Consider the following 22,910-nt stretch of genomic DNA (forward strand, 5'->3'; position numbering starts at 1 on the left):
GAGATGGGTGGTAGCCGCACGGTCGAGGGCAGGACGGACCACGTCGTGGTGGTCGGCGCAGGTCTCGCCGGCTTGTCGTGCGCGCTGCATATCCTCGGTTCGGGACGACGCGTGACGATGCTCGAGCGGGAGTCCGCTCCGGGCGGGCGGGTCGGCACCTATCGTCTTCCCGGTTACGAGATCGACAACGGCGCGACGGTGCTGACCATGCCCGAGCTCGTCGACGACGCACTTGCCGCCGTCGGCGCCGACCCGGGCTCCATACGGCCCGCGCTGAGAATTCACCGACTGGAACCGGCCTATCACGCACGCTTTGCCGACGGCACATCCCTGGACGTGCATTCCGATCCCGATCTCATGTCGGCCGCGGTGTCGGAACTGTGCGGCCCAGCGGAAGCACGGAGGTACTCCAGGCTACGCAGGTGGCTGGCCGACATCTTCGAAGCCGAGTTCGACCGCTTCATGAATTCGAACTTCGATTCGCCACTCGACCTGATGTCGTCTCCGGCCGCGGCGAAGGACCTGGCCCGACTCGTCCGGCTCGGCGGCTTCGGTCGGCTCGGCGCCCGCGTCGAGCACTTCCTCACCGATCCCCGCTTGCAACGAATCTTCACGTTCCAGGCGCTGTACGCAGGTGTTCCTCCTGCTCGCGCGCTCGCCGTCTACGGTGCGATCGCCCACATGGACACATCGCTCGGCGTCTATTTCCCCGAAGGCGGCATGCGTGCGATTCCCCAAGCCATGGCCGACGCCTTCGCCCAGGCAGGTGGTGACTTACGCACGAGCACTTCGGTCGATGCCCTCGACGTCTCCGGCAGCCGAGTGAATGCCGTCGTCCTCGACGACGGCGAGCGAATCGAATGCGACACCGTCGTGCTGACTCCCGACATCGCCGTGGTCGATCGTCTGCTGCGATCGGCATCGCGTCCGGCCCCGCGAGCAGCTCGAATCTCGCCGTCAGCGGTCGTCCTCCACGGAACGGTCGACACCACCGTCGCCGATCGGTGGCCGACGCATCGACATCACACCATCGATTTCGGACATGCGTGGGATGCCACGTTCGCGCAGATCACCGCACGTCCCGGTCGCGGACGGTTGATGACCGACCCGTCACTGCTCGTCACTCGTGCCGCCGTGAGCGACCCCGGCCTCCGTCTTCCCGACGGGCACCGCGAGCCGCTCTCCGTTCTCGCTCCGTGTCCCAACCTCGACAGCGCACCGTTGCATTGGAGATCGATCACCGAGCCGTACACGGCCGAGCTGCTGGACGTACTCGAGGGACGAGGCTATTCAGGGATCGGCGAACACTTCACCGTCGATCACGTCGACACGCCCGAAACCTGGTCGTTCAAGGGCATGTCCGCCGGTAGCCCGTTCGCTGCGGCACATATCTTCCGGCAGACCGGACCATTCCGGCGCGGCAACCTGGTGGACGGCCTCGAGAATGCCGTTCTCGCTGGTTCCGGTACCGTTCCCGGCGTCGGAGTGCCCACCGTTCTGATCTCCGGAAGACTCGCCGCGGAGCGAATTACCGGCGCGTCGGTGAGCCGTGGTCGGAGTCGGTCCGATCACCCTCTAAACTGGTCTCTCGACCACGCATGATCGGGCGCGACCTGTCATGCGCCGACGACAGCCGAAGACCCCGGGGGGAGGAATCCGCCGAACATGACGTCCTCTACCCGTGGAGCCGCTACACCGGCGCACACCATCACTTCGAACACCACCGAGACCCCGGCCCCTGTACAGGCGCCGACCAGGTCCTGGATGCGCACCACAGGTGACTTTCTCCGAAGCCCAGAGGGCCACGCATCCCTCCTCGGTTTCGTCGGTGCCGTGTTCATCACCTTCGGTGGGTTCGGCGCAGGCAGTGTGCGCCGCGAGGATCCCCTGCTCGAATCCATGTACCTGTCGTGGCTTCGCTTCGGCCACGGACAGATCCTGTCCACCGCGATCGTGTGGCTCGGGGTGGTCTCGATGATCGCAGCGTGGGTGAGGCTCGGTCGCGGCACTCTGGCACACCAGGTGAGCCTGTCCCATCTGCGCAACATCGTGATCGTCTGGACGGCTCCGCTTCTCCTCGCAGTGCCCATGTTCAGCCGCGACGCCTACTCCTACCTCGCGCAGGGCGCCCTTCTGCGGGACGGATTCGATCCGTACGCCGTCGGCCCGGTGATCAATCCCGGCATCCTTCTCGACAACGTCAGCAACGTCTGGACGACCACCACGGCGCCCTACGGTCCACTGTTCCTGCTGCTCGGGCAGGGCATCACTGCACTGACCGGTGACAACGTCATCGCGGGCACCATGCTCCTGCGTCTCACCATGCTTCCCGGCCTGGCACTCATGGTGTGGGCCGTTCCACGCCTCGCCCGACACTTCGGCGGCAGTCCCACCATTGCCGTGTGGTTGGCGGTTCTGAACCCACTGGTCCTCGTCCACCTCATCGGCGGCGTTCACAACGAACTGCTCATGGTGGGCCTGATGACCGCGGGCATCGTGCTCGTACTCGAACGCAAGCACCTCGGCGGCATCGCACTCGTTGCGGTCGCCGTGGCCATCAAGGCGACGGCAGGCGCTGCGCTTCCGTTCATGGTGTGGATCTGGATGATTCACGAGAAGCAACGCGCCGAAGCAGAGGGACGCACGCCACCCAATCCGTTCGCACTGTTCGCGAAGACGGCGAGCGCTGGTTTCGCGGTGTTCGTGGCCATCTTCGCGGGAGCCTCCGCAGTCGCCGGTGTCGGCCTCGGCTGGATGACCGCCCTCTCCGGGTCGGCAAAGATCATCAATTGGCTGTCTTTGCCGACCATCATGGCGCACATCGTCACGGTCGGAACGTCCTGGTTCGCCGATCTGCGACTCGGCGGCGTACTCGAAATCACCCGCATGATCTGCGCAGTCGCCCTCGTCGCGATCATCCTCGCTGCATGGTGGCGATTCCGGAAGACCGAACGCGACGCCGTACTCGGCATCCTCATCGTGCTTGTCGCGATCGTCGTGCTCTCCCCCGCCGCGCTCCCGTGGTACTACTCCTGGCCGCTCGCGGTCGCCGCAGGTTTCGCCCTGTCACACCGAACTCTGATGATCCTGGTCGGACTCTCCACGTGGCTCATGCTCGTGTTCCAGCCGGACGGGTCCATCGGCCTCTACACGCTGCCGCACGTCATGTTGGCCACCTTCGCCGCCGTCGTTGCCGCGATGTCCCTTCGCACCGTCGACCCGCTTCGGCTTCGGTCACCTCGACCTGTGAGTCCGTCCGAGAGCATCGTCGCACCCGATGCCGCTGCAACGGTTCCGGTGTCCGGCACGCAGTGAATTCGAGCCTGCCTCCGCATGCTGTGAATCCGGGCCTGCCTCCGCACGTTGCCGAGTCGTACCGGCACTGCGCACGGATCACCGCCGAGCATGGCAGGACGTACTTCCTCGCGGCCAGGCTTCTCCCCCGCGCCCGCCGATCCGCGGTTCACGCACTGTACGGCTTTGCCCGAGTCGTCGACGACCTGGTGGACCAGAACCGGCAGGCAGACGTTCGCGTGCTCGACACGATCGAGAACCGCCTCTGTGAGCGGTCGACACCGTCCGCGTCCGTTCCTGCACTGGATCCGGTGCTGCCGGCCTTCCACGATGCAGTGACCCGGTTCGACATCCCGGTCGAATACTTTCGCGCCTTTCTGGAGTCCATGCGCATGGATGTTCCGGGATCACCTTCGTACCGATCCGAATACGCCTCCATGCCGCAACTGCGCGAGTACATGTACGGCTCCGCGGTCGTGATCGGTCTGCAGATGCTGCCCGTTCTCGGCACCAAGGTGCCACGCAACGAAGCCGAACCGCACGCCACCGCACTCGGCGAAGCGTTTCAACTCACAAATTTCGTTCGTGACGTCGGCGAAGACCTCGATCGCGGACGGCTCTACCTTCCGCTCGACGAACTCGCGGCATTCGGGGTCGACAGAGACGTGCTGATCGCCGCCCGCGCATCCGGTGTGACCCCACCACCCGTACGACGCTGCCTTGCCCACATCATCGCGACGACACGGGCCACCTACCGCAGCGCGGAGCCCGGCGTCACCATGCTGGACGATCGGGTGCAACCGGGGATCCGTACAGCCTTCACGCTGTACTCACGCATCCTCGACGAGATAGAGCGCAACGACTTTCGGGTGCTCGACCGTCGTGCTGTCGTACCGGTACGTGGTCGTCTCACGGTCGCTCTGCCACAGCTGGTGCGACTCGCCTCCCGACCGATTCTCACGCCTCGTCGACGTGGCTCACGATATTGACGACAGTCCCGTCGGGAGCACGAACGAAGAACCGCCGGACACCCCACGACTCCGTCGTCAGCGGGTACACGACCTCGTACCCGCGCTGCTGGGCGTCTTCGTATGCTTCCTCGATCTGATCACCGACGTGCACCGATATCGCCGAATCCGCCGGGGACGTCGCATCCCCACCGACCAACTGAACGGACGCACGACCGTCGGCAGACTGCAGGTTCACGACCCATCCGAGGTCGAATGCCACGTCGGAGAGGCCGAGATAATCGGAGTAGAAACGCTTCGCCTCGTCGATGTCGGTGACGTTGATGTTCGCCACCACTCCTGTCGGCTTCATGGCGGTACTCCTCGTCGAGATCTAGAAACCCATCCCTATCTAGAAACCCATCGCCTGGGCGCGTCTGATGACCTCACGGGCGAGGTCGCCGCGCATCGCAGCGATCGGGGTCCCCGGAAGCGAGTCGTCCTCACGAAACAGCCATTCGAGGATCTCCTCGTCACGAAAACCGCCGTCGTGCAACACGGAGAGGAGGCCGGGAAGTCGCTGCAGAATCTCGCCGTCGTCCGCGAAGAATGCCTCCGGAACACCCAGAACCCCGTCGCGTCGAACCGCGACGAGGGTGTGATCGCGCAGCATCTGCTGCACACGTGTCACGACCAATCCGAGATTCTTCGCCACATCGGGTAACTGCAGCAGCGGGACGGATCGATCCAGAACATCGGAACTGTAAGGAATGGCACTCACGGGGCCAACATTATCGGGTCGATTCCCGCTTCGTGCTACCGGTTGGTGCAGCTGGCTACGATTGACGGGCCGGGCACATCAGACTCGGCATCCAATATTTGGGAGGAATCGGCTTGATCGGCGAACTGCTCGAACGGCGCTATCGGGTGGATGCGACGATCGCGCGCGGTGGAATGTCCACCGTGTACCGCGGCCTCGACACTCGTCTGGACCGTCCTGTTGCCATCAAGGTCATGGATCCCCAATTCGCGGCCGACCCGGCGTTCGTGTCGCGATTCGAGTTCGAAGCACGATCGGTCGCACGCCTCAAGCATCCTTCGCTCGTCGCCGTGTACGACCAGGGTCACGACGGAGATCGTGCCTTCCTCGTCATGGAACTGGTCGAGGGTGGCACATTGCGCGAGCTTCTCCGTGAACGCGGTCCGATGCCCCCACATGCGGTGGCCGCGGTGGCAGGGCCGGTTCTCGACGCGCTGGCAGTCGCGCATCGCGGTGGGCTCGTCCACCGCGACATCAAACCCGAGAACATTCTGATCTCCGATTCGGGCGAGGTGAAGATCGCCGACTTCGGCCTCGTACGAGCGGCCGCAGCGGCGAACACCACGTCCAACAGCGTAATTCTCGGCACCGCTGCGTATCTTTCGCCGGAGCAGGTGACCACGGGAATCTCCGATACGCGCAGCGATGTCTACTCGACCGGAATCCTGTTGTTCGAGCTTCTCACCGGCAGAACTCCGTTCACCGGGGATACCTCGCTGTCGGTCGCCTACCAGCGAATCAACCAGGATGTTCCGCGCCCCAGCTCCTTCATCTCCGGGGTGCCCGCCGAATTCGACGATCTGGTTGCCGAGGCGACCCACCGTGAACCCGACCACCGTTTCACCAATGCCGGCGACCTCGCCACAGCATTGCGCCGGGCGGCCACCACTCTCGATCTCCCCGACTACCGAGTGCCGGCACCACGGCGATCGGCTCAGCACGCCAGTGCGGAACGCTTCGCGACGCAGGCGGCCGACGTACCACCTACGACGGCCGTTCCCGCGGTCGGCAATCGCCCGATGGACGGCGCCACCGCAGCGGTTCCTGCTGGAGCAGCACCCCCTCCCGCACCGATACACGGCGGAGTGCAGCACACCCGAATGGTCACCGGGCTGACTCCACGTCGCGACATGCTCGACGAGGCTGGCGCCGAGTTCGATGACGACCGAGAGCACGAGGACGAATTCGAGGATGCGGGCGGTTACGACGGTTCGAGTTTCGACGCCGAACGCCGCCGGTCCCGCCGCACCACGATGGTCTGGCTTCTCGTGGTGATCGCGTTGGCTCTCGCAGTCGGATTCGGCGGCTGGTGGATGGGGTCGGGCCGCTACACCGCCGTCCCGCCGATCGACGGGCTCGACCGCGATGCCGCGGTGAGCGCTCTCGAGGGTGCCGGATTGGACACCGAGATTCAGGGGCGGTATTCCGATTCCGACGCCGAGGACGCTGTTCTCGGCACCGATCCGGTCGCCGGCTCACGGATCACCAGGGACGGCACCGTTGCGCTACTGGTCTCGCTGGGACGTCCCGCAGTGCCGACCCTCGCGAGTGGCGGCGATCGCGCACTCACCGAGCAGAGCTTGCGTGATCACACCTTCACTCCCGTGGACGGCGGCGACGCGTTCAGTGCTTCGGTCCCCGAGGGTGGGGTGGCTGCTCTCGACCCTGCGCCGGGAACTGTGCTCCCGGTCGGCGCAACGGTATCGATGATCACGAGCAAGGGCAGCCCGCCGGTCACCGTTCCGGACGTGCAGGGCATGACCGAGGACGAAGCCCGCAAGGCACTGGACTCGGTGGGGATCACGGTTCGCTCCGTGACCGAGAGCTACTCCCCCGACGTCGAGTCGGGCCGCACCATCGGCACCGACCCACGAGTCGGTGACACCGTTCGTGCCGGTAGCAGCGCCACCCTCACGGTATCCAATGCGGTGAAGATACCCAGCCTGCTGGGCAGGTCGGTCAGTTCCGCACGCGACGAACTGACTCGGCTCGGCCTCGACGTCGCGGTGAAGCAGGTTGCCGAGACCGACATGTCGCTCGTCATCACTCAATCGCCCGGCGGCGGGTCGTTGGTCGAGCCTGGCAGCAGCGTCGGCCTGGTTTCCTTTCCCTGACCCGCCTGTCCCGGCAATCTAGCCGCGCAGCATCTCGGCCACGAGGAAGGCCAGCTCGAGCGATTGCTGGGTGTTCAGACGCGGGTCGCACGCGGTCTCGTATCGACCCGAGAGGTCGAGGTCGGAGATGTCCTGTGCACCGCCGAGGCACTCGGTGACATCCTCGCCGGTGAGTTCCACGTGGATGCCGCCCGGGTGGGTCCCCAGTCCGTTGTGGACCTCGAAGAAGCCCTGCACCTCGTCCACGATGCGGTCGAAGTGACGGGTCTTGTAGCCGGTCGACGCCTCGTGGGTGTTTCCGTGCATCGGGTCGCACTGCCAGATCACCTGGCGACCCGTACCCTGCACCTTCTCGATGATGGGCGGTAGCAGGTCACGAACCTTGTTGTTACCCATCCGAGAGATCAGGGTGAGGCGGCCGGGCTTGTTGGTGGGGTCGAGACGCTCCACGTACTCGACTGCCATCTCCGGCGTCGTGCTGGGACCGATCTTCAGTCCGATGGGGTTGGCCAGCAACTCGGCCAATGCGATGTGCGCACCGTCGAGTTGCCTGGTCCGGTCACCGATCCACAGGAAGTGTGCCGACAGGTCGTAGAGCTTGGGGTGGTCCCCCTGATCGTCGAGGCGCAACATTGCGCGCTCGTAGTCGAGGACGAGTGCCTCGTGACTCGCGAAAATCTGGGCCTGGTGCAGGCTCGGATCGGTGACACCACATGCGTTCATGAACTGGAGTCCGCGGTCGATCTCCTCTGCGAGGGCCTCGTAGCGGGCACCTGCAGGAGATGACGTCACGAACTCGCGGTTCCAGTCGTGCACCTTGTGGAGGTCGGCCATGCCGGCCCCGGTGAGTGCGCGGACCAGGTTCATCGCCGCGCTGGCGTTCGCGTATGCGCGCACCAGCCGGGACGGGTCGTGGGCGCGCACGGCATCGTCCGCGACGATCGAGTTGACCATGTCGCCTCGGTACGACGGCAGGCCGAGCGCATCCAGGTTGGACGAGCGCGGCTTCGCGTATTGGCCGGCGATACGTGCGACCTTCACGACGGGCAGACTCGCACCGTAGGTGAGCACGACGGCCATTTGCAGGAGTGTGCGGATGTTGCCCTTGATATGCGGTTCTGTGTTGTCCGCGAAGGTCTCCGCACAGTCGCCACCCTGCAGGAGAAAGGCTTCTCCGCGAGCAACCTGGGCAAGCTTCTCCTGAAGCGCCTCGACCTCGCTGGCAACCGTGATGGGCGGCACGCTCTCGAGAACCGTCCGCATGGCAGACGCTTGCTCCTCGGGCCACTGCGGCTGCTGAGCGGCCGACTTGGCGAGGGCCGCATCGAGCTTGTCGCGAAGCTCGGCCGGCAGCGGCGGAAGTTCGGGAAGGCGATCGATGGGCACGTCCACAGTCCAGTTCACCACTACAGGATATTCGTTCGGATTCCGGCGGGCGACTTCAGGTCACCTCAGCACGGGCGGTTCAGCGCAACGAGCGTGCTGCGAGCACCGCCTCGAACTTGGCCAGATTGTGCCGGGCGTCTGCAAGTGCATCGTGTGCGTCGTCGGGCACGGGCGGCAGTGTGGGGCTGCCGTTGTCTTCCCAGAATTGCTTCAACTCGCGGGTGAATCTCGGCATCGACTGTGGCAGGGCAGTCATGGGCCCCCACAGCTGGCACAGGGCGACGTGGTCGTACGCGGCCACCCATGCCCACATTTCCGGTACGACACCGGGCCTGGGAATCAGGAACGTCAGCAAGTCCTCGCGAATACGCGCCCTGCTCTTCCACAGTGGCGAGGACGGCTGCGGCAACTTCGGGATGACGTTCTTGCGCACCCACTTACCTGCTCTGGCCGGATCGAACTCGGTCGACACGGCGTAGAACTCGCGACCGTCCTCGGCCACCACGCCGATCGAGACCAGCTCGATGGTGTGGCCGTCCTCGATGAACTCGCAATCGTAGAAGTAGCGCACGACCGCAGACTCTATGCCCGGTCGATACGGGCCCGGACCCGGAGCCCTCTTCAGCCGACCTGGCTGTCCGGGATTCGGGTGGCGTCCGTCGCGTCTCGATCGTCGGAGGCGGGCTGCTCCTTGGGAGCGTTCTTGAGGCTGGCCGCGTAGATGTCGACGTACTCCTGACCGGAGAGCTTCATGAGCTTGTACATCACTTCGTCGGTGACGGCGCGCTCGACGAACCGATTGCCGCCCATACCGTCGAACCGCGAGAAGTCGATGGGCTCACCAACCTTGATGGTGACTTTCGCCGGACGCCACACACGCGACCCGATGGGGTTCACCTTGTCGGTACCGATCATGGCAACAGGTATCACCTTGACACCGGATTCGAGAGCCAGCCGCGCCATTCCCGTCTTGCCCTTGTAGAGGCGGCCATCGGGAGACCGTGTGCCTTCCGGGTAGATGCCGAGCAACTTGCCCTGATCTATGACGCGCAGACCGGCGTTCAGTGCGTCCTGCGCTGCGTCGGCGCCGGTGCGATCGATCGGGACCTGCCCGACGACGGTGAAGAACCAGCGCTGGAATGCACCCTTGAGCCCTTTGCCCGTGAAGTATTCGCTCTTCGCGAGGAAGGTGATCTGCCGCTTCACGACGAGGGAAAGGAAGAAGGAGTCGAGCACTGCTTGGTGGTTACTGACGATGATCGCGCCGCCCTCGTTCGGGATGTGCTCGATCCCTTTCACCGACGGGCGTCCGAGTGCCCACAGCAAAGGCCCCAGCAATGCGTACTTGAAGAGCCGATACCACATGGCATTCCTCCCGATGACGTGCGACGTTCGTTCCGCCCGACTCTACTTTGGGCCGATGGAGGTCGCTACACAAGGGATACCCGGTTCGAGTGAACCCAGGACGAATCACCGAAAGCGGACACCTCAGATCGCGATCGCCGCACGTGCAAGTTCTGCCGCACCGATCAACCCGGCCGATTCGCCCAGTTGTGTGCCTCTGATACGGGCGAGGGGGCGATGCCCGGAACCGGTCGCGAGTACGCCATAGTGCTCACGGGCATCGTCGAGATACAGGGCGGCAGAGCCGGCCACTCCCCCTGCGATGACAACGAGATCGGGGTCGTACACGTCACCGACGAGCGCAAGTCCGACCCCGAGCCAGCGTGCGAACTCGGCGAACGTTCGCAACGCGATGGGGTCACCGTCCTGTGCCGCTCCGGCGACGCGGCGACCTGTCAGCGAACCCGGGTCGACGGAGACCTCTCGCGCGAGGATCGTGGAACTCGCAGGATCGGCCGCCAGCTGCTCGATGGCGGTGTCCACGAGAGCCGTTCCGCTGCAATACCGTTCCCAACAGCCACGCTTGCCACAGGCACAGTGCCGTCCGCCCGGCACCACCTGAATGTGACCGAGCTCCGGCGCGACGCCGTGGCTGCCTCGGTACAGAACACCGTCCTGCAACAACGCGGCGCCGATTCCCGTTCCGATCGCGACCATCACCACGTTCTGGCCGCCCGCCGCGGCACCGAACCGATGCTCCGCGAGCGCTGCCGCATTCGCGTCGTGTTCGAGGACCACCGGAAGATTCAGGCGGTTACCGAGGTCCCGCCCGACGGGAGCTTCCACCCACGGCAGATGCGGAGCGAACCTGACGGTGGTCCGATCGGGGGTGATGAACCCAGCGACCGCGAGACCTACCGCGGCGATCTCGTGCCTGGACGCGAGTTCTTGCACAGTTCGATCCAGGGCGCTGTCGAGCGCCTTCGCCGACGACGGTGTGGGCGCCTGAATCGAGTCGAGGATTTCGCCGCCGCCATCGACCACGGACGCCCGAATGCTCGTACCTCCGACGTCGATCCCCACGGTGAGCGCCTGGACGGCGGTCGCACTGTTCATGCCTCGATTGTCACCGGAGCGAGGGCTCTCCACACAGGAGACCGTGCGATCAGGGCTTGATCTGCACCGAAATGGGGACGAAACGAGCTGCCTGACCGTTCGATTCGTCGGATTCCGGCTCTGCCGGTCCCGGACCGTCCGGTTCCGGTTCGTTTCGTGGCCAGTATTCGTCCAGCAGCTGACGGAGTAATGCGATGAGCGCCGAGAGTTGGCTCGCCACGAGCGTCACGAGGTCGTGCTGTTCGCCCCGAACCAGTGCGGCGACCGCGCACACCGGGCACCACGAGCAACCGGAGCCCGAGTCCGGTGCTTCGCCGGCGGCAGAACCGACACGTTCGTCGGAAGGATCGTGCCCTTCGGGTCGCGACGGGTCCGCCGCCTTGCGCAGCAGCGGCTCCACGCGATCGAGAACCGTCTCGGTCAGGGCACGCAATTCGGCCACCAGCTGTGCGTGTTCGTCAGTCATGCCGGCCACACCTGAGGGTCCGGAACGAAGCGAACGACGAGATCTCGAGCGTCCAGCTCGGCACCCGACACGATGCACCGCCGCAGGACCGATGCCAGTCGTACTCGACGTCGAACTCCTTCGGCTCCCACCACCAAGTCATCCTCCACTCGCCCCAAGGTCAGCGTCGATGCGTCCACCAGGGGCAGGTACACCCGCATGACGTACACCGACTCCAGACCTGCCCCGGATTCCAGACCCACCCGTATCGGTGGGACGTTCGCATCGAGCAGTGCTGCCGCGTCCTCGTCACGGCCGTACATCTGCTGCGCGAGCGCACCGAGATCGGCCAACCCTACCGGCTCGTCGGAGCAGAGGGTGACCGAGCGGGTCCTCACGAGGGCTGCCGAAGCCTCGAACTCCTTCACCGCCGCATCCTGCGAGGCTCTACGCTGGGTGGACCAGTCCTGCGCCGGCCCCACACTTTCCGTCGAATCGAATTGCGGGAAAAGGTTGTTCACGAAAACTGCGTCGACGTTCGTCTGTGACAGCGCCAACGCCGCGAGGGCCCGCCTCGTTTCGATCAGGGCGACCGATTCCGCTGTGGTCACCAGGCGAATCGACGTAACTTCCCGATCGGACAGCAGGTCCCGGACACGGCCGAGACTCGACACGATCCTCTCGACGAGCGACACGAACACGAGGAGCCGCGGGTCTGTGCCGGCCACCGCAATCATGCGCTGTTGCTGCGGCCAGACACTTTCGATGTAGTCCAGCACCATCGCAGGAGTACCGAGAAGCCGCAGCGAAGACGCTGTGGACGGGCAGTCGACCACGATCAGGTCGTAGTGCTGCGTGTGCACCCGGTCGGTGATCTCGAGCAGGCCGAGCAGCCCCTCGACGCCGGGGACACCGAGCAATTCTTCCGGCTCGAGCGAAGCGAACTGCGCGCCATGCACGTGAGTACCACCAAGCGCCAGAAGCGAACTCAGGTCTCGAAACCGGTCCTCGGCAAGCGAGAGAGTGTCCAACTCCAACACTTCCAAGTTCTCCGGAAGCGGCTTCCCGTCGGACCCGAGCACATCCACCGTGGAGTGAGCTTGGTCGAGCGATACGAGCAGGACCCGACGATCCGACGCAGCGACCACTGCTGTTGCGGCCGCGAGCGTGGACTTTCCGGCTCCACCCTTGCCGACGAAGAACTGAAGCCGAGTGCCGACAGCGCACTCGGTACCGCCCGAATGCTTGCCGCTCAGCCTTCGACCCGCTTCTTCAGTTCCTTCAGAGCCGTGTCTGTGATCGCCTTCTCTGCCTTGCGCTTGAAGAGGCCGATCACGGGAATGGTGAGGTCGACGGTGAGTTCGTAGGTCACCGTCGTGCTGCCTCCCGGCTCTTCCACCAAGGTGTAAGCACCGTATTGGGCCTTCTGGATCTCACCCGACACGAGATTCCACGAGACCGAGTTCCCGTCTTCCGCCCAGTCGTATTCGAGCTCGAACGTGTCCTTGACCATTCCGGCATCGAGGACGAATCGAACGCGATCGGCACGACCGTTGCTGCCGGTCTCGAGTACTTCGACGGACTTCGCCGCGGCAACCCAGGTGGGGTAGGCGTCGAAATCGGCGATCACGTTCATCACGTCGGCTGCGGGAGCCTCGATGCTGATCGACCTCTTGGTCTTCTCGGGCATGCGACGAACGCTTCCTTTCCCTGGTTCCAGCCACTTTCGGGTATGCATTTCGGCCGGTCGATCGGTACGTGTGCCTGCCTATCACACACGATCGGACATGTCCGACACAACAGGAGTGTGCGGGAGGAGAACGAACGGTCAGCGCGGAGCTTCACCTGCGGGGCGGCCGTGTTCGAGTTCCTTCTTCACTTCGAACGACATGCCCTTGCCCTGTACACGGCGTTCGCGGTTGAGCGCAGCGAGATCGAGATTCGCCCGCGACTGCTCCGACGCCGGTTCGGCATGGAGGAAGTAGTGGATGATCACGCCGTCGAGCGCGGGCTCGAGCCACACCTCCATGGTCCCGACGAGAGGCCCGTCGACGGTCCAGCGAATCCCCTTTTCACCGCGATCCTCACCTACCTTCACCTGCAGGTCGGGCCACCAACGGCGCCAGCGCGAAGGAGAACCGAGGGCACGTGCGACCCGCTCCGGCGGCGCGGCGACGAACGTCTGATCTGCGACCTGAATGCTGCTCACGACCGACAGCTTCACACATGGGGCGCCACGCCATACGAACAGACCTCCCGGCGGCGCACGCGGGTGGGCACGAAACAGTCGCAAGAACACGGTGAAACGGACGGTCTAGAGTGTCCCGAAGCAACACCTACTTGTCAGTACGTCAGTGTCGGAGGTCTCAAGTGCCCGAGTTCAGCGCACCACAGTCGTTCACGATCGCGGAGGACGAATCCGCCGTGAACTCGGTGTTCGCCCACGCCACTTCGAGGCCCGATCTCGTGGTCTACCGGCGGAAGGTCGGTTCCTCCTGGACCGACGTGACGGCTGCGGACTTCGCCTCGCAGGTACGGTCAACCGCCAAGGGCTTGATCGCACTCGGCGTAAAGCAGGGCGATCGGGTGGCATTGATGTCGGCCACCCGATACGAATGGCCCCTCGTCGACTACGCGATCTGGGCTGCTGGCGCGGTCACCGTTCCGATCTACGAGACCTCGTCCGCCGAGCAGGTTCGCTGGATTCTCGAGGATTCGGAAGCGATTGACCTGATCGTCGAGAACGGCAGCCACGCAGACCTCGTGAAGGACGTCGCGGACGCCGCTCCTGCCTTGCGCACCGTCTACCGCATCGAGGGCGACGAAGGTTCCCGCGGCGTGGTCGACGAGCTCGCCGCAGGTGGTGCGGAAGTTTCCGACGAGGAGGTCGACTCCCGAGTGTCGGCGCTGAAGGCGACCGATCCTGCGACGTTGATCTACACCTCCGGCACCACCGGCCGACCCAAGGGGTGCCAGCTCACCCACTCGAACCTCATCGCGGAGTCCCGCGGGATCATGGCTTCGAACTTCGGAGAACTGCTCTCACGCCCCGACACGACCACGTTGATGTTCTTGCCGATGGCGCACGTGTTCGCCCGCGCATTGAGCATCGCGTCCTTCGACGCGGGCGCCGCACTCGGCCACACCAGTGACATCCCCAACCTCGTCCCCACGTTCGGGGAATTCGCGCCGTCGTTCATTCTCTCGGTGCCCCGTGTGTTCGAGAAGGTCTACAACACCGCGCGGGCCAAGGCGCACGGAGAGGGCAAGGGCAAGATCTTCGACGCCGCGGACCAGGTCGCCATCGCGTGGAGCGAGGCACAGGACAACGGCGGTCCCGGGCTGGTCCTCAAGGCCAAGCACGCCCTCTTCGACAAACTCGTGTACTCGAAGCTGCGTGCCGCACTCGGCGGTAAGTGCGAACTCGCCATCTCCGGTGGCGCTCCACTCGGCGCACGCCTCGGACACTTCTTCCGCGGAATCGGCATCACGATCTACGAGGGCTACGGTCTCACCGAGACGACGGCGGCATTCGCGGTGAACACGATCGGTGATCAGAAGATCGGTACCGTCGGTAAGCCGTTGGACGGCAACACGATTCGGATCGCGGAAGACGGCGAAATCCTCCTTTCCGGACCGGTGGTGTTCGGCGGGTACTGGCGCAACGAGGACGCGACGGCGCAGGCTCTCGAGGGCGGCTGGTTCCACACCGGCGACTTGGGCTCACTCGACGCCGGCGGTTTCATCTCCATCACGGGCCGTAAGAAGGAAATCATCGTCACTGCGGGCGGCAAGAACGTCTCGCCGGGTCAACTCGAAGACAGCCTCCGCTCGCATCCGTTGATCAGCCAAGCGATTCTGGTCGGCGACCAGAAGCCGTTCATCGGTGCACTCATCACGATCGATGCCGAGGCGCTTCCGGCCTGGAACGAACGCAATGGAAAGCCGGCCGACACCACGGCTTCCGATCTGCTCACCGATGCCGATCTCACCGCAGAGATCGACGAGGCCGTCGCGGAAGCCAACAAGCTCGTGTCGCACGCGGAGGCCATCAAGAAGTACCGGGTACTTCCGGTGGACTTCAGTGAAGAGACCGGTGAGCTGACGCCGACCATGAAGCTCAAGCGCAACGTCGTGCACGACACGTACGCGTCGGAGATCGCCGCGATCTACGCGAAATAGCAGGACCTGACCCGCAATCGAAACCGCCCGGTGAACCACCGGGCGGTTCGTGCATTCTACGGATCGGTCAGTCGGCAAGGAGGGATCGCAGTTTGCCGCCCAGCACATCCCAACGCCACTGCGACTTCACCCACTCTCGGCCGGCGTTACCCATCGCCGCCGCGCGATCGGGGTCGGACAGTACCGACACGACCGACTCTGCAACTGCTGCGACGGATGTGCCGTCCACGACCAGACCGGTCTCGTTCTGGCGCACGGTTTCCGGAGCCCCACCCGATCGCCCAGCGATGACGGGGACCCCTGTCGCGGAAGCTTCGAGATACACGATTCCGAGGCCCTCGACATCGAGGCCCGCTCCCCTGGTGCGACACGGCATCGCGAAGACGTCGGCGATCGTGTGGTGCGCAGCCAACTCCGCCGACGGGACCGTGCCGGTGAACACCACGTGGTCCGTCACGCCGACCGAGCGTGCCAACGCCCGTAGACGGTCTTCGTACGGGCCGCCGCCGACGATTACCAACACAGCGCCGTCGACACTCTCCCGAATCCGTGGAAGCGCCTCGATCAGCTTGTCCTGACCTTTGCGTGGAACGAGACGGGACAGACAGAGAATCGTAGGACGGTCACCGAGTCCGTACCGCCGACGTAGTTCCTCACGCGCCGAGGCGTCCGGTTCGAACGTGTCGGTGTCGACTCCGGAAGGCAAGTGCTCGAGCGCAGCGTTGCTGCCGAATGCGGCGGCGAACCGTCCGCGCGTGTACTTGCTGACGTACGTGACCGTATCGGTGTTCTCACCGATGTGACGCAGAACCGATCGAGCCCCTGGAAGCATCGACCAACCGACCTCGTGCCCATGCGTACTCGCGACTATGCGCTCCGCGCCGGCTCTGCGCATGGCCGGCGCCAGCACCGCCAGCGGTGCCGCGGCACCGAACCAGACACTGTCACACCGATGTTCCCGCACCAGTTCCGCCGCCCTCGATGCCACGAACGGCGTCGGCACCATCAGAGTCGTCGGATGGCGTACCACTTCGAAAGGCTGGCGGGCATCGAACTTGGTGTGGGAATCCCCCCGCCACCGGGGCGCGTAGACCACCAACTCGTCTACCGGCAACTGTTTCGTGAAGGTGTGCAGATATGACTGGATCCCACCGGGCCGCGGCGGAAAGTCGTTCGTCACCAGCAGGGTTCGACGCATCTGCTCACCGTATTCGCTCGCCTGGCCTTCACGCGAACTGCTCGTCCAACCACGCCGACCAACGTTCGACGAAAGATTCGGTACCGACTCCGAGCTGCTCCTCGAGAGTTCGGTCGACGTCCTCGTCGCGCGAACTACCCTTTGCCAGAGCCACGTAGAGGTCGGTGAGTTCCTCGTCACCGAACTCGTCCGCCGCGAAGGCATTGATCGACCAGGCCGTCTCGTAAGCGAGTGAGCCGTGGTCGCCACGCTGGGTGAAGTTCTCGTTGGAGGGCAACATGTCCGGCGCTTTGCCTGCATCGATCTGCGCAGCGAGTGTCGGCGCCACCTCTCTGGCCGAAGCACCGGTGCCGCGATGCGCAACGTACTCGGAGTACCCCTCGAGAAGCCACATCGGTGAACCGTCGACCGTGACGGCACGCGCCGCGACGTGAGTCAGCTCGTGGCGCAGGATCGAACGACGGGCTTCGTCGTCCAACCGAAGTGTAGAGGCCGGACTGAACACTATTCGCTGACCACCCACGACGGGGTCACCCGGCGTCGGCGCATCCGACACCGCGACCGCGGCTATCCCTTCACCGTCGTGATCCGCACCGACGAGGGAGGTGAACTCCGCGTCGGAAGAAGCCACCATCACGAGAGCTCCACGCGACCATTCCGGCCCCCAGACCTCGGAGACATCGTCCACCGCCGAGTCGATGTCCTCCGCCAGCCGATCGACCATGGCCTCGTTGTCCGGATGGCCGAGGATCATCGACATCCGATCGCCGCCCGTCTCGACCTCACGAGTAACCAGGGGGGCGTAGTCCCACGGACCCCGCCAGGTGGTGGCCGGTCGCGTCGACTCGCCCCCGTCGAGCAAGGCCCAGGTATCACCCCGCCGCACAAAAGTGGGAGACACGACCTTGCGGGTGGGTACCGCATCCACGCTGTCGATGGCATACCTCAACCGAACGGTCGGAGCCCACACCTCGGACACGCCGAGCCGCGCGGCGAGACCGGCGTCCACGTCGTGGTCCTCCCCCGCGACCAATTCGTATCCCCAGTCCGAGAACTCGAGCTGGGACACGTTCGCGGCGCGGGCCGCCTCGGACGCTACGAAGGACGCCTCTGCCTCCGGATCGAGAAGTCCGGTCAGGGCCCCGGTATCGCCGACTCTGATCGCTCGGCCCCACGAGTCGAGCAACTGCTGCACTGCAGCCGCTCGCTCGGTCGACACCGTGGACCCGGCATCGGCCTCACCGCCTGCCACAGCCGTGAACACCAGCACAGAGCCCACCGCAGCGACGAGTCCGACCAGAGCGACCTTCTCCCACGGCCGTACCCGGCGTATTCCCCCGGCGCGTCTCGGCAACTCACGTGATTCGTTCACGACGGAGAGTGTATGAGCAGTCCCCGACCACCTCGTCGGCAGTGACCGCGGGCTCGGCCGGAACGAACGCGTGTCAGTACCGCCGGGCGGCGTAGAAGGGCATCGACGCCATCGACTCGACCTTCACCGGGACGCCGAATGTGGACGCGTGCAAGATGTTTCCGTTGCCTGCGTAAAGGCCGACGTGAGACGCGTCGTTGTAGAACAGCACGACGTCACCCGGTTGCAGCTGATCCCGCGGGACCGCTACGCCACCGCTGGCCTGGGCTTGGCTCGAACGCGGCAGCGTCTTGCCGATCTGTTTGTACGCCCAGACGACCAGGCCCGAACAGTCGAACTCGCTCGGACCCGTGGCCCCCCACACGTACGGACTGCCGACGCGGGTCAGTCCGGCCTGAAGTGCGCTGGCTCCGTTGCCCGGAACAAGCCCGGACAACAGAGCCTCGGCGTCGAAACCAGGAGGGAACGGGCGGCCCGCGAGTTGCGCCTTCTCCGAACTCGTCAGGTCACCGAAAGCAGCGGTCACATCCGCGATCTGCGACTTCAGCTCACTCTGCTTCTTCTGTAGGTCGTCGCTCAGGCCCCTCGCCTGTTCTGCGGCGAGCCTCGCAGCATCGGCAGACTTGCGGGAAGCTTCGGCAGCGGCAGTGGCCTCGGCGGTGGCTTCGGTGAACTGCGACACCTGCTTGGCAGTGTCGTTGGAAATGGCGTCGAGGGCGGACATCTGGTCGAGTAGCTGCTGGGGCGAATCGCTCACCATGACTGCGAAAAGCCTATTGGTGCGCGCGCCTTGGTAGTTCGCGGCCGCGAGCTTGTCCACCGTCGGCTTGAACTTCGCCACTCGGGCATTCGCCTCGTCGACGACGCCCTGGTCCCGTACGGCTGCCGCATCGGCATCGGCCTGTGCAGCTTCCTTCGCGTCGAGATCGATCTTTGCGTTGTGAAGCGCCTCGTTGGTCTGCTCGGACTCTCGCGCCAGGTCGGTCAGCTTGGTGAGCGCGTCGGTCGGATTCGCGACGACCGGATCCGCACCCGCGGGAAGGGCAGGCATCGCAACGAGAGACAAGGACAACGTGCCCGCAATCAGCGCGCCGCGCAGGGATACGCTCCCGCGCTTCATCTTCTGTGAGGCCACGTGACGCGATTCTCCGATCATCTATCAGCACCCGATCCTCGCGCTGTCGCTCTGGGTAACGACAGAACTTTTCGCAAGGTCTCGAACAGGTTACGGAACGGCATACGTTTGTGTCTACCCGGGAGTAGATACACCGAGGGCGGGTTCGAATGCGTCATTCGAACCCGCCCTCGGAGGTCTGACTTTCACGAACTCGAGCTACCCCTTGCATACCTGTCGTGCGACGACGTCGGTACTACGCACGACGATGCGGTGGCCGTTCGGTACGAGAATCAGTAACGGCGAGCGCCGTCGAACGGCATCGAGGAGATCGGCGCCAGCTTGACCGGCTGTCCCGAAGTCGATGCGTGGATCACGTTGCCGTTGCCGGCGTAGATGCCCGAGTGCGATCCGCCGTAGAACGAGACCACGTCACCGGGACGCAGATCGGACTGCGACACCGCGCTTCCCGCCGACGCCTGGTCGTAGCTCGTGCGCGGAATATTGAGGCCGGCCTGCTTGTAGGCCCACTGGATCAGACCGGAGCAGTCGAAGGAGTCAGGGCCGGAAGCGCCGTAGACGTAGGGTGCGCCGAGCTTGGATTCTGCTGCGCTGACCGCACGATCACCCGGGGTCTGCACCGGAGCGGGGGGCGCGATGCCGGGGGGCTGAGGAAGCTCGGGCAGCGGCGGAATCGCGACGCCCGGGATCTCGAAGGTACCGACGCCGGGGATGGTGATCGGGTCGGCTGCTGCGGGTGCAGCGGTAGCGGTGAGCGCTCCGACTGCCAGAGCGCTGGCGACGACTGCTCGCCGCACGTTCCGCTTGGAAACTTGTGACGCCACGAAGGGGGTACTCCATTTCTTCCGTTCGTCCGCCGACCGAGTTAGCTGACGGGTTCGGGCCGGGAAGATTCGGCCCTACCCACCGGTGCACCCATGTGCCCCGGCAGGATTCACCCCAGTGAAAACTTGGGTCCCCGGTACGGCCCTCTCACGAGAGGCCGATTAGGCGGTGACTAGCGATGCCGCTCCTGTGTGGATCGGCAAGACTCCGCTAGGTCTCAGGAAGGTTACGAAACGACATACGTCGATGTCGACCGGAACACGCGGAGATTGCCCTCTTTGCCCGATTCGGCTGTCACACCCGCGCGATACGACAGGTAGATAACGGACGGATAACAACCGGTCTGTTCAATGGACGGCCTCCCCGCCCATGAGCCCGAGCGCAGGTCGCTGTTCGGAATATCCGAAGTATGCGTAACTGCAGTTCGAAACGCATTTTTGGAGCCACGATCGCCAGCTCGAAAGTTCACCGGACCAACCCCTTACCGTTATCGAAACGTGGCTTTTGCTCGTCCACGCGGCCCTATGCGCCGCCGACGACACACAGCACGAAATCCGCGCCTGTGATCCTCGTCTCCAAAGCCCGTACACACCGCCGGTTCGTTCCCGCGGTCATGTCGGTACCTGCCCATAAGGTCTAGATTCGTGAGCGTCCCCGCAGTTCCGCAGCACCCGCCCGAGCAACTGACTTTCGACGAGCTCGACACCCCGCTGCGCGAAACCACGTTCGTCGTGGTCGACCTCGAAACCACCGGCGGCAGGCCGGGAGTGGACGCCATCACGGAAATCGGCGCCGTCAAGGTCAGAGGCGGCGAGGTCCTCGGTGAACTGGCCACGCTCATCGACCCAGGTCGATCGATCCCACCCCACATCGTCGAGATCACCGGCATCACCACAGCGATGGTGATCGACGCCCCTCCCATCGAGAGAGTCCTACCCAGCTTCTTGGAATTCGCCGAGGGCGCCGTGTTGGTCGCCCACAACGCGCCCTTCGACACGGGTTTCCTCCAAGCAGCGGCCACGGCCACCGGCACGGCCTGGCCACGCTTTCGAGTGGTGTGCACGGTCAAGCTCGCGCGCCGCATCCTCACCCGGGACGAAGCGCCGTCGGTGAAGTTGTCCAACCTCGCGCGCCTCTTCGACGTCGGGACAACTCCCACCCACCGCGCGCTCGACGACGCGCGGGCTACTGTGGACGTGTTGCACGCACTCATCGAACGGGTCGGCAATCTCGGGGTGCACAGCCTCACCGAACTCTCCGAATATCTACCGAACGTCACGTCCCATCAACGCGCGAAACGCAACCTCGCACACTCCCTTCCACGGGCTCCGGGGGTATATCTGTTTCGCGGTCCGTCCGACGAGGTGCTCTACGTGGGCACCGCCACCGACCTTCGTCGCCGAGTACGCACCTATTTCACCGGGTCCGAGACCCGGGGCAGGATGAAGGAGATGGTTGCCCTCGCCACACGGGTCGATCATGTCGAGTGCGCCCACGCCCTCGAAGCGGGTGTTCGTGAGCTCACGCTGATCAGCGCACACGCTCCCCCGTACAACCGCCGCTCGAAATACCCCCGCAAGGGCTGGTGGATCACTCTTACGTCCGAGGCATTCCCGAGACTCTCCGTGGTGCGCGCACCAACCGTCGATGCACTCGGCCCGTTCCGGGTGCGCACAGATGCCACGGAGGTTGCGGAGACCATCGCGGAATACTCCGGAATCCGGACCTGCACCACCCGACTGCGCGCCGACGAAGTTCACGGACCCCGCTGTCCGCCGAAGGAACTGGCCCCGTGTCCGGCCACTCTGAGCGGACAACCATCGGCCGACGAGTACGCCGACGTCGTCGATCAGGTTCGCAGATTGTTCGTCGGTACCGACGACGAACCGCTGCGCCGCATGCGTACACGCATCGACGAGCTTGCAACGAACGAACTGTTCGAGAACGCTGCACGTCTACGCGATCGCACCGTCTCCGTGGCAGTCGCACTTCGCCGAATGCAGCGCCTTGCCGCGCTGTGCGCCGTCGACGAACTGGTCCTCGCCCGGCCTGCTGCCGACGGCGGATGGGACTTCGCGGTGATCCGTGCCGGACGGCTCGCATCCGCGGGCACGGCAAGACGCGGAGTCCGGCCCATGCCCGTCGTCGACGGCTTGGTTCGTGCCGCGACCACGGTGTGCCCAGAGGAGACTCCGCTTCGAGGCGCCTCACCGGAGGAAGTCGCTCTTCTGGGCCGCTGGGCCGACTCCGCCGGGGTCCGCATCGTGCACGCGTCGAGCGGGTACTCCGAACCTGCCCGAGGTGGCGCATCCTGGGACCGGTGGTGTGAGCTCGCCACCACCGAAGCACGCATCCACACCGAGCGCACGCTGTACGAGACATCCACATAAGCTCCGTGGCAGGCTTTCGGTCACATCCGAATTCGATACGAGAACGAGGAACGGCATGATCAACGCGATAGTCCTGATCCACGCGGACGCCCACCGGATTCCCGAGACAGCGCAGGCCGTAGCCGATGTCTCCGGGGTCAAGGAGGTCTACTCCTGCGCTGGCGACATCGATCTGATCGCAATCGTGCGAGTCCGGGACCACGGTGAGATAGCCCAGGTTGTCACCGCGCACATCAACAAGGTCGACGGTGTCGTACGCACCGCCACCCACATCGCCTTTCAGTCGTATTCGAGCGCCGACGTCGAGGCAGGGTTCTCCCTGGGCGAATGAGCGGGTGAGTT

Annotated in this window: 21 protein-coding genes and 1 riboswitch; of the genes, 7 read left to right on the forward strand and 14 right to left on the reverse strand. The window is 64.8% G+C overall.

Translation table 11 applies throughout. The features are described 5' to 3' along the window. The first annotated feature begins 3 nt into the window (after nucleotides 1–3). The 3 genes from crtI (at nucleotide 4) to ACFWO3_RS15545 (ending at nucleotide 4,283) form a co-directional block, all read left to right on the forward strand. Nucleotides 4–1,602: a phytoene desaturase family protein gene (gene crtI, locus ACFWO3_RS15535; protein WP_378579193.1), complete on the forward strand. Its 1,599-nt coding sequence runs from the start codon at nucleotides 4–6 to the stop codon at nucleotides 1,600–1,602. A 63-nt stretch (nucleotides 1,603–1,665) separates the two neighbouring features. After that, a complete protein-coding gene (locus ACFWO3_RS15540; RefSeq protein WP_378579195.1) occupies nucleotides 1,666–3,315 on the forward strand; it encodes an alpha-(1->6)-mannopyranosyltransferase A in 1,650 nt (549 codons plus the stop codon). A gap of 35 nt (nucleotides 3,316–3,350) precedes the next feature. Continuing rightward, the gene (locus ACFWO3_RS15545; protein WP_378579261.1) at nucleotides 3,351–4,283 is read left to right on the forward strand and encodes a phytoene/squalene synthase family protein; all 933 of its coding nucleotides are present in this window, start codon (nucleotides 3,351–3,353) and stop codon (nucleotides 4,281–4,283) included. Here the strand turns inward: ACFWO3_RS15545 and ACFWO3_RS15550 are convergent. Beyond that, nucleotides 4,252–4,614: a VOC family protein gene (locus ACFWO3_RS15550; RefSeq protein ID WP_378579197.1), complete on the reverse strand. Its 363-nt coding sequence runs from the start codon at nucleotides 4,612–4,614 to the stop codon at nucleotides 4,252–4,254. The two genes, ACFWO3_RS15545 and ACFWO3_RS15550, sit on opposite strands and share 32 nt — an antisense overlap. 39 nt (nucleotides 4,615–4,653) lie before the next feature. Further along, entirely contained in the window at nucleotides 4,654–5,022 is a 369-nt protein-coding gene (locus ACFWO3_RS15555; protein ID WP_378579199.1) for an Rv2175c family DNA-binding protein, read from the reverse strand. A gap of 113 nt (nucleotides 5,023–5,135) precedes the next feature. On the opposite strand from ACFWO3_RS15555, the gene pknB reads away from it, so the two are divergent. After that, complete coding sequence (gene pknB / locus ACFWO3_RS15560; protein WP_378579201.1) at nucleotides 5,136–7,175, forward strand: Stk1 family PASTA domain-containing Ser/Thr kinase; 2,040 nt, start codon at nucleotides 5,136–5,138, stop codon at nucleotides 7,173–7,175. Between the two features lie 18 nt (nucleotides 7,176–7,193). On the opposite strand, the gene ACFWO3_RS15565 is transcribed toward pknB, so the two are convergent. The 8 genes from ACFWO3_RS15565 to ACFWO3_RS15600 form a co-directional block, all read right to left on the reverse strand. Further along, nucleotides 7,194–8,579, reverse strand: coding sequence for a class II 3-deoxy-7-phosphoheptulonate synthase (locus tag ACFWO3_RS15565; protein ID WP_378579203.1), 1,386 nt, complete (start codon nucleotides 8,577–8,579; stop codon nucleotides 7,194–7,196). Nucleotides 8,580–8,640: 61 nt separating this feature from the next. Then, nucleotides 8,641–9,132, reverse strand: coding sequence for a polyadenylate-specific 3'-exoribonuclease AS (locus ACFWO3_RS15570; protein WP_378579205.1), 492 nt, complete (start codon nucleotides 9,130–9,132; stop codon nucleotides 8,641–8,643). A 50-nt stretch (nucleotides 9,133–9,182) separates the two neighbouring features. Next, nucleotides 9,183–9,926, reverse strand: coding sequence for a lysophospholipid acyltransferase family protein (locus tag ACFWO3_RS15575; protein ID WP_378579207.1), 744 nt, complete (start codon nucleotides 9,924–9,926; stop codon nucleotides 9,183–9,185). 123 nt (nucleotides 9,927–10,049) lie between these two features. After that, complete coding sequence (locus tag ACFWO3_RS15580) at nucleotides 10,050–11,021, reverse strand: ROK family protein (protein ID WP_378579210.1); 972 nt, start codon at nucleotides 11,019–11,021, stop codon at nucleotides 10,050–10,052. 49 nt (nucleotides 11,022–11,070) lie between these two features. Next, a complete protein-coding gene (locus ACFWO3_RS15585; RefSeq protein WP_378579212.1) occupies nucleotides 11,071–11,487 on the reverse strand; it encodes a hypothetical protein in 417 nt (138 codons plus the stop codon). Then, nucleotides 11,484–12,722, reverse strand: coding sequence for an ArsA family ATPase (locus tag ACFWO3_RS15590; protein WP_378579262.1), 1,239 nt, complete (start codon nucleotides 12,720–12,722; stop codon nucleotides 11,484–11,486). Before ACFWO3_RS15590 ends, ACFWO3_RS15585 begins: the two co-directional genes overlap by 4 nt. Continuing rightward, a complete protein-coding gene (locus ACFWO3_RS15595; RefSeq protein WP_378579214.1) occupies nucleotides 12,719–13,156 on the reverse strand; it encodes an SRPBCC family protein in 438 nt (145 codons plus the stop codon). The genes ACFWO3_RS15590 and ACFWO3_RS15595 overlap by 4 nt, the downstream gene beginning before the upstream one ends. A 138-nt stretch (nucleotides 13,157–13,294) precedes the next feature. Then, entirely contained in the window at nucleotides 13,295–13,675 is a 381-nt protein-coding gene (locus tag ACFWO3_RS15600) for an SRPBCC family protein (RefSeq protein ID WP_378579216.1), read from the reverse strand. 161 nt (nucleotides 13,676–13,836) lie between these two features. On the opposite strand from ACFWO3_RS15600, the gene ACFWO3_RS15605 reads away from it, so the two are divergent. Next, on the forward strand, nucleotides 13,837–15,648 hold the full coding sequence (locus tag ACFWO3_RS15605) for an AMP-dependent synthetase/ligase (protein ID WP_378579218.1): 1,812 nt from the start codon (nucleotides 13,837–13,839) through the stop codon (nucleotides 15,646–15,648). Between the two features lie 67 nt (nucleotides 15,649–15,715). On the opposite strand, the gene ACFWO3_RS15610 is transcribed toward ACFWO3_RS15605, so the two are convergent. The 4 genes from ACFWO3_RS15610 to ACFWO3_RS15625 all read right to left on the reverse strand — a co-directional run bounded on the left by ACFWO3_RS15610 (nucleotide 15,716) and on the right by ACFWO3_RS15625 (nucleotide 20,177). Further along, nucleotides 15,716–16,846: a glycosyltransferase family 4 protein gene (locus ACFWO3_RS15610; RefSeq protein WP_378579221.1), complete on the reverse strand. Its 1,131-nt coding sequence runs from the start codon at nucleotides 16,844–16,846 to the stop codon at nucleotides 15,716–15,718. Nucleotides 16,847–16,874: 28 nt separating this feature from the next. Continuing rightward, nucleotides 16,875–18,218 (reverse strand): hypothetical protein, encoded by a 1,344-nt coding sequence (locus tag ACFWO3_RS15615; RefSeq protein ID WP_378579223.1) that lies wholly within the window; start codon nucleotides 18,216–18,218, stop codon nucleotides 16,875–16,877. A 73-nt stretch (nucleotides 18,219–18,291) separates the two neighbouring features. Further along, nucleotides 18,292–19,353, reverse strand: a complete 1,062-nt coding sequence (locus ACFWO3_RS15620; protein ID WP_378579225.1) for a C40 family peptidase — start codon at nucleotides 19,351–19,353, stop codon at nucleotides 18,292–18,294. A 272-nt stretch (nucleotides 19,354–19,625) separates the two neighbouring features. After that, complete coding sequence (locus ACFWO3_RS15625; RefSeq protein ID WP_378579228.1) at nucleotides 19,626–20,177, reverse strand: C40 family peptidase; 552 nt, start codon at nucleotides 20,175–20,177, stop codon at nucleotides 19,626–19,628. Between the two features lie 14 nt (nucleotides 20,178–20,191). After that, a riboswitch (cyclic di-AMP (ydaO/yuaA leader) is annotated at nucleotides 20,192–20,356 on the reverse strand. Nucleotides 20,357–20,822: 466 nt separating this feature from the next. Here ACFWO3_RS15625 and ACFWO3_RS15630 point away from each other — a divergent pair. Both ACFWO3_RS15630 and ACFWO3_RS15635 read left to right on the forward strand, forming a co-directional pair. Beyond that, entirely contained in the window at nucleotides 20,823–22,568 is a 1,746-nt protein-coding gene (locus ACFWO3_RS15630) for a DEDD exonuclease domain-containing protein (protein ID WP_378579230.1), read from the forward strand. A gap of 55 nt (nucleotides 22,569–22,623) precedes the next feature. After that, nucleotides 22,624–22,899: an Lrp/AsnC family transcriptional regulator gene (locus tag ACFWO3_RS15635; protein WP_378579233.1), complete on the forward strand. Its 276-nt coding sequence runs from the start codon at nucleotides 22,624–22,626 to the stop codon at nucleotides 22,897–22,899. Nucleotides 22,900–22,910: the final 11 nt, after the last annotated feature.

Source organism: Rhodococcus sp. NPDC058521 (assembly GCF_042719695.1).
GTDB lineage: Bacteria > Actinomycetota > Actinomycetes > Mycobacteriales > Mycobacteriaceae > Rhodococcus_F.

What these genes read in the sequence shown, in the direction of transcription:
- crtI (WP_378579193.1), top strand. Translation starts at nt 4, where the DNA reads ATGGGTGGTAGCCGCACGGTCGAGGGCAGGACGGACCACGTCGTGGTG.
- ACFWO3_RS15585 (WP_378579212.1), bottom strand. Translation starts at nt 11,487, where the DNA reads ATGACTGACGAACACGCACAGCTGGTGGCCGAATTGCGTGCCCTGACC.
- ACFWO3_RS15635 (WP_378579233.1), top strand. Translation starts at nt 22,624, where the DNA reads ATGATCAACGCGATAGTCCTGATCCACGCGGACGCCCACCGGATTCCC.
- ACFWO3_RS15580 (WP_378579210.1), bottom strand. Translation starts at nt 11,021, where the DNA reads ATGAACAGTGCGACCGCCGTCCAGGCGCTCACCGTGGGGATCGACGTC.
- ACFWO3_RS15610 (WP_378579221.1), bottom strand. Translation starts at nt 16,846, where the DNA reads ATGCGTCGAACCCTGCTGGTGACGAACGACTTTCCGCCGCGGCCCGGT.
- ACFWO3_RS15550 (WP_378579197.1), bottom strand. Translation starts at nt 4,614, where the DNA reads ATGAAGCCGACAGGAGTGGTGGCGAACATCAACGTCACCGACATCGAC.
- ACFWO3_RS15540 (WP_378579195.1), top strand. Translation starts at nt 1,666, where the DNA reads ATGACGTCCTCTACCCGTGGAGCCGCTACACCGGCGCACACCATCACT.
- ACFWO3_RS15575 (WP_378579207.1), bottom strand. Translation starts at nt 9,926, where the DNA reads ATGTGGTATCGGCTCTTCAAGTACGCATTGCTGGGGCCTTTGCTGTGG.
- ACFWO3_RS15595 (WP_378579214.1), bottom strand. Translation starts at nt 13,156, where the DNA reads ATGCCCGAGAAGACCAAGAGGTCGATCAGCATCGAGGCTCCCGCAGCC.